Source organism: Nostoc sp. NMS4, assembly GCF_017115095.1.
GTDB lineage: Bacteria > Cyanobacteriota > Cyanobacteriia > Cyanobacteriales > Nostocaceae > Nostoc.
In genome coordinates this window covers 39879-46133 of the sequence record NZ_JABXKI010000042.1, presented here as the reverse complement: position 1 = coordinate 46133, position 6255 = coordinate 39879, and the positions used below count along the sequence as shown (strand labels likewise).

The window sequence follows — 6255 nt, the reverse complement described above, 5'->3', positions numbered from 1 at the left end:
AATTCAGGAGTCAGAATGGGCTAAACGCCCCGCTATCGCTAACAGGAGTCAGAATGGGCTACGCCCCGCTACGCTAACAGGAGTCAGAATAGTTAAAGAATCAGGAGAATACTTGATACATTAATCTAGCAATCATACTTCATTCCTTGTAAATTCTGACTTCTGACTACCTGGGTGCTGAATTCTGACGCTGAAACTTCTGCAAATAACGCTTTAGAGTGAGTCCAAAAATACCGCAAGCTTGTTTCTGGCTTAGTCGCTTAAAAAAGGGACTTCCTATAAATTATCCATTTTGTGGGGCAAGATGCTCACCCCACAAGAGGCAACAGGATACTTTTTATTTGGAAATCCCTTAACAGGTTACAGATTAGACATTACATCGCGTGCAACTGCTAAAGTCTGCTCAATGTCTTCTTCAGTGTGAGCAAAAGACGTAAACCCAGCTTCAAATTGAGAGGGTGCTAAGTAAACACCGCGCTCTAACATCCCGCGATGGAAGCGTCCGAATTTGGCTGTATCAGACTTTTTCGCATCTTCGTAGTTATGAACTGGGCCAGAGGTAAAGAATAAGCCGAACATGGCGCTGATTTGACCGCCGCAGGCTGCATGACCAGTTTCTCTGGCAATTTGCAGCAAACCATCTGCTAACTTTTTAGTAATCCGCTCAAGAGACTCGTAAGTACCTGGCTTTTGCAGCAATTCTAAAGTCTTAATGCCAGCAGTCATCGCCAAAGGATTACCAGAAAGTGTCCCAGCTTGATATACGGGGCCGGCGGGCGCAACCATTGACATAATATCCCGACGACCACCATAAGCTCCTACTGGCAAACCACCACCAATCACCTTACCCAAGGTGGTTAAATCGGGAGTTACGCCAAATTTTTCTTGAGCGCCACCGTAAGCAATGCGGAAGCCTGTCATCACTTCGTCAAATACTAATAACGCTCCATACTCGTGAGTGAGTTCCCGCAATCCTTCTAGGAAGCCAGCATCAGGTGCAATAAATCCAGCATTACCGACGACTGGCTCAAGAATGACACCGGCAATCTCGTCGCGGTTTTCTTCAAATAAAGCTTTGACTGCTTCTAGGTCATTGAAAGGTGCGGTTAGAGTAGTGCTAGTTGCTGCTTTCGGAACTCCTGGTGAGTCTGGTAAGCCAAGTGTGGCTACACCAGAACCCGCTTTAACTAGAAACGTATCGGCGTGTCCGTGATAGCAGCCTTCAAATTTGATGATTTTGTCTCGGTTGGTGAAAGCCCGCATTAGCCGCAAAACTCCCATACAGGCTTCAGTTCCCGAATTGACAAATCTGACCATTTCGATGCTAGGAACGGCATCGATGACCATTTCTGCCAAAACATTTTCTAGGACTGAGGGAGCGCCGAAACTGGTGCCTTTTTCTAAAGCTTCATGCAACGCTGCAATTACTTCTGGATGAGCATGACCGCAAATAGCTGGGCCCCAAGTGCCTACATAGTCTATGTATTTATTGCCATCTACATCCCAAATATACGCGCCTTTAACACGATCAAAAACGATGGGTTGTCCGCCCACAGATTTAAAGGCACGAACTGGAGAACTGACTCCTCCGGGCATGAGATTTTGAGCAGTGGCGAAGACTTCTTGTGATTTTGTGGTTTTAATTGTGGTATTTACCAAAGTTCTCTCCTAACAGTGGGCAATAAAAAGCTCTATCTTAGGATAGGGTCAAACACTGCTTAGAATTTCTATCCTATAAAATTAACGGAACCAAAAAAATAACATTATGTTATGCAAGTCCAATGAAGACTTGACTTTAGATATTTAATTCAAAAAAATATACCAGCTGCCCTATTCTGAATGGTATCGTGAATCCATAAATTATTCTCATGAGAGCAAACTAGCTGGTATGTCTTCTAACGATTCGCGATCGCTGCATTACACTATCCCGGTTGATAAAATTCGTTACGATGAACGGGGTCTGGTGGCTGCAATTGTCCAAGACTATCTAGATGGTACTGTCCTGATGATGGCGTGGATGAATCAGGAGTCGTTACAAAAGACTTTAGAAACTGAAGAAACTTGGTTTTGGAGCCGTTCTCGGCAGGAATTGTGGCACAAGGGGGCGACTTCTGGGCATATCCAAAAAGTGCAAAGTATCCGTTATGACTGTGATAGTGATGCACTCCTCATCGGCGTAGAACAATTAGGAGATGTTGCTTGCCATACTGGAGAGCGCAGTTGTTTTCACCAAATAGAAGGAAATATTGCTGCACCACCAGGAGATACATTGTCGCAATTGTTTCAAATAATATGCGATCGCCGCGATAATCCTACTGAAAGTTCTTACACTTGTAAACTCTTTGCAGGTGGTGATAACAAAATTTTGAAAAAGATTGGTGAGGAAACGGCTGAAGTGGTGATGGCCTTTAAGGATGATGAAGCAGATGCGATCGCTGGTGAAGTGGCTGATTTGCTATATCATACTTTGGTGGCCTTAGCTCACCATCAAGTTGATTTAAAATCGGTATATCGCAAGTTGCAAGAACGGCGGCAATAGAGCAAAAAACAGATCGCCTTAATCAGCCAAAATTCGATTGAGATATTGTAAAATCGCCACAGCGATCGCTACACTCAAGATGAAGCCTAGCCAGTAACTATTAGTAATAATTTGGGGTTGGTCTAATGCCCATCCACCCAAGGGATGACCAATAAAAGAGCCAATAGCCCAGCACAAAGCGTTGATGGAAAAATAAACGCCGCGTTGATTTTGCGGGGCTAACTCAGTCACTAAAGAGGCAGCAGATGGGGTATAAGAAACAATCGCCACAGCAAATACTCCCAATGCCAATGTTACCCAAATTAGATGATCAGATGGGGTTGTCCCGCTTACCCAAATCAGGCCGAAACCAATTGCCCAGAAAATGGCAGAAACAGTGAGTGCAAGTGTGTGAGAGCAGCGTTTTAGGATGCTGGTGACAGGCAATTGACAAATAATTGCGAACACCAGATGCCAAGCAAATAGTCCGCTAATGGTAGTTTCAGTAAATCCTTTGGTAGTACTTTCGACAAATACAAAGTTTTTGAAGTAAAGCGGCAGGGTTCCGTGAATTTGAGAAATATAGATTGTAAAGAATATATTAACTGCGATGTAGACCAGAAAACGGCGATCGCTTAATACTGCCATCCAAGCAGCAAAAAGTTCTGTCTTTTCAGATTCCTCTATCTGCTGTTGTTCAGTTTCACTAATCCCTACATAGACAACCCCAAAAAATACCATAAAAGAGATGGCATCAATCACAAATAGCCAGCGATAACTCCCAATTATCGCAATCAAAAACCCAGCTAGGACAATTCCGATCGCTAACCCAAGATTATCAGCTAGTCTGGCGATCGCAAAAGTTTCCCGGCGATTGTCAATTTGGCTAGCGTCAGCAACCACAGCTTCAGCCGCCGGCCAATAGAAACCTATCCCTAAACCGCTAATCAAGCTACCGATTACCAAAGAAGTGAAATTATTGCTTGCAGCTAAAACTAGAGAAGCAATTGCTGAAATCGCCGTGGCTAGCAACAAAGTCCGGCGGCGACCCCAATATTCAGAATCAGCCAAAGAACCACCTGTAATCCGCCCTACAATGCCGGAAATCGAGGCGCTACCCAAGGCTACCCCAACACTGGTTGCAGATAAACCAAGTTGATTGACAAAAAAGATGGGCGCGTAAAACAAGGTACAGCCGGTGCCAACTTCTGAGAGAAATCTACCAATTGCGAAAATCCAGACTTGGGGATGTATCGAGGGCAACCACGATGATAACTGAGATTGAGAAACTAATTTCATCAGCTTAAATGTCATAGTTTGCTGACATTTTGGTAATTCTTATCATTGGCTACAATTTTCCTCACTCATTCCACAGGGTTTCCACAGGGATTTTAGCAGTTTTCCACAGGTGCGATACGAGCTAATAGGCTTCTTGCTGTCTTACTGGGGATTGTTGATTTCAAGTAACAAAGAAGTTTAAGACTGAGTTTTTATAAAGTAAAGTAACAAAAAATCGGCTTAAAGCCCTATTCTTCCGTTCGCATTTATTTTTTATACAATCGTTTTTAACATTTCGCAGCATTGACAAACCCACCCCCTCTTGGCGCACAATGATTCGGCTTGCTTTTGTAATCCCTTCAACCGTTAGCATCAAATGTGTAAAATATATTACCAGTAGATGTCAGCGTAGATTGTCGGGATAGCGAAAGAGCGTGTGAAGCCTTAAACAGCTTTACCGCAAGCAACTTGTCCCTCTTGATTATCCTCATAGGAGGAAAATCTCATGAAAGCAACGGTTAGCATCTTTACAGAAATTCCCGAAACACTCCACGAATCCTTAAAAAACTACTTAGAAACCCATCCCGATTGGGATGAAAACAGAGTATTAACGGCGGCGCTATCATTGTTTTTACTCCAAAATGGAGATAGCGATCGCCGTGCGGCTCGAGTCTATCTGGAAACTTTGTTTCACCACTCCACAACAGTAGAAATGCCCTGTACCGACTTACCAGCAACGGCTAATTTACTAGACACCCCATAGGTACTGGTATGAAGGGCGTTATTACCCTAATTAATGGGGCGCGGTTTGCTGTGCCTCATTAAGGAGTGATATTACAATAAAAAAATCAGTAGACTTTGATCTTAAACAGGTTTCAATAGTTTCTCCTGTCGTCAAAACTAGTTGGTAATAATGCAATATTTAAAATTGAGGCAAGACGTGAGTATATTAGCTGACCCTTAGTACTTGTTATAAAAATGTAGGCTCAAAACCCTGAAGTTCAATCTTCTTGTTGGTCATCACTATTAACATCTGGTGATTGCTCACTACTATTAACAATTGTAGTTTCCATATCGCCTATTGCTATTACTTTTACTGGTAGGGTAGAAACGTATTTTAAAAAAACTGTTAACCAATCTGCTATAGTTTCATCTTGAACGAGAGGAAAGTCAGGATATAACCAAAATCCTGGTAAATGACCTTTAGGAGAATCTATGTCAAAAGTTAATTGATCGTAGGATTTTAATTCAGAATTAATTTTCCACCCCACACCCTGATAAAAACATTCTAGGCTTTGGGTTTGCATATATATTTGACTCTGAATAGCAAATCCAAAGTGACCATCACTATTTTTTATCCAAATATTATTAAGAATCTCTAGATCCTCATAATCCAGTTTTGATATCCAGACTGTAGGGGAAAATTTTGCATTTGCAAGAAGTACTGCTTCACACAATTTAAGCTTTTTCCTACTCATTAGTTTCAAGAAAATGTCGAAAGTCTCTCTGTCGGCTTCTTTCCACGATTTTGCTTCTAGTAAGTCACATAGCTTATGATACTCAATAGGAAATGCTTTTTCGATTTCCTTTGATACCATCTTCTTAATTTTTGTTTCTGAATTGAATAGTTTTAGGTAGTTTTGGGCTTGTCTGCTTATTTTACTGAAAGCATTAGCTTTTTTAAAGGGATTGAAGTTATGAGAATGGATTTTTTCATAAAATAGGCAAGCTGTCTCTCCTATAGCGTAGATCATTAAAGCTTTTATTTCAGATGAAATGCTTTTCTCTGGTCTAGTACCAAACTTAAGCCAATCTATTCCATATTGAGTCGCAATATCACCTAAAAGCGCTGCATAAAAAACTGAAATAACTTCTACTTCCCAATTGAGGTAGCGGAAAGGAAGACCGTATATCAGAGCAATTTGATAAATCATTTCTACTGAAAATCTGACAATTCGAGGTATCTGAACGGTTTCCATTCCCTCAATAATTTCTTTTGCACTTTTATCAGCAAAAGCTCCGGGATCTCTACTATCCAAAGCTACATTAGCTAAAGCAAACGATTTTTTAACAATTAGGATACGAGCAAGTTCACGATTTGTTTTGTAGGAATACTGCTTCTGTAATTTTTCTACCGCTGATTCTGCACGGTCTAACTTAACCTGCTTTAGACAGTTAACTATTAGTTGGCAAGCTTTTTGGTCATAATTTTCTGGTTTTTGCCAAAGTGGTTGAAAAGGTTGTTCTTTTTTAACAGGAGGGGTATATTGTTTTTTGCTGCTGGTAGCAGATGTATTTTTCTTGTGCTTAGGCTTCCGTTTTTTTGATGTGGCAGTAGAGGAAGCCCAATTAGAGGATAAATAGTTATCTCCACTATCATTGCTGCTTCTAAAGATATTGATAAAATCAGAAATCCCTGAAATAATATCTCCGATTCCCATAAAAGATGCTCCTAGCTT

4 protein-coding genes and 1 pseudogene are annotated in these 6255 nt (G+C 41.3%); 2 read left to right on the top strand and 3 right to left on the bottom strand.

Annotated elements, in window-relative coordinates:
- Positions 1–360: 360 nt before the first annotated feature.
- Complete coding sequence (gene hemL / locus HWQ37_RS01810) at positions 361–1659, bottom strand: glutamate-1-semialdehyde 2,1-aminomutase (RefSeq protein ID WP_292743036.1); 1299 nt, start codon at positions 1657–1659, stop codon at positions 361–363.
- Positions 1660–1888: 229 nt separating this feature from the next.
- Here hemL and hisIE point away from each other — a divergent pair, with 229 nt between their 5' ends.
- Positions 1889–2539: a bifunctional phosphoribosyl-AMP cyclohydrolase/phosphoribosyl-ATP diphosphatase HisIE gene (gene hisIE / locus HWQ37_RS01805; RefSeq protein ID WP_292743034.1), complete on the top strand. Its 651-nt coding sequence runs from the start codon at positions 1889–1891 to the stop codon at positions 2537–2539.
- An 18-nt stretch (positions 2540–2557) separates the two neighbouring features.
- Here hisIE and HWQ37_RS01800 read toward each other — a convergent pair whose 3' ends face one another.
- On the bottom strand, positions 2558–3832 hold the full coding sequence (locus tag HWQ37_RS01800; protein ID WP_292743032.1) for an MFS transporter: 1275 nt from the start codon (positions 3830–3832) through the stop codon (positions 2558–2560).
- Between the two features lie 469 nt (positions 3833–4301).
- Here HWQ37_RS01800 and HWQ37_RS01795 point away from each other — a divergent pair.
- Positions 4302–4493, top strand: a pseudogene (locus HWQ37_RS01795) (DUF2811 domain-containing protein); the annotation flags it as partial.
- 304 nt (positions 4494–4797) lie between these two features.
- On the opposite strand, the gene HWQ37_RS01790 reads toward HWQ37_RS01795, so the two are convergent.
- Positions 4798–6237, bottom strand: a complete 1440-nt coding sequence (locus tag HWQ37_RS01790; protein ID WP_292743030.1) for a GUN4 domain-containing protein — start codon at positions 6235–6237, stop codon at positions 4798–4800.
- Positions 6238–6255: the final 18 nt, after the last annotated feature.

Coding starts and splice junctions, on each gene's coding strand:
- HWQ37_RS01790 (WP_292743030.1), bottom strand. CDS start 6,237: ATGGGAATCGGAGATATTATTTCAGGGATTTCTGATTTTATCAATATC.
- HWQ37_RS01800 (WP_292743032.1), bottom strand. CDS start 3,832: ATGACATTTAAGCTGATGAAATTAGTTTCTCAATCTCAGTTATCATCG.
- hisIE (WP_292743034.1), top strand. CDS start 1,889: ATGTCTTCTAACGATTCGCGATCGCTGCATTACACTATCCCGGTTGAT.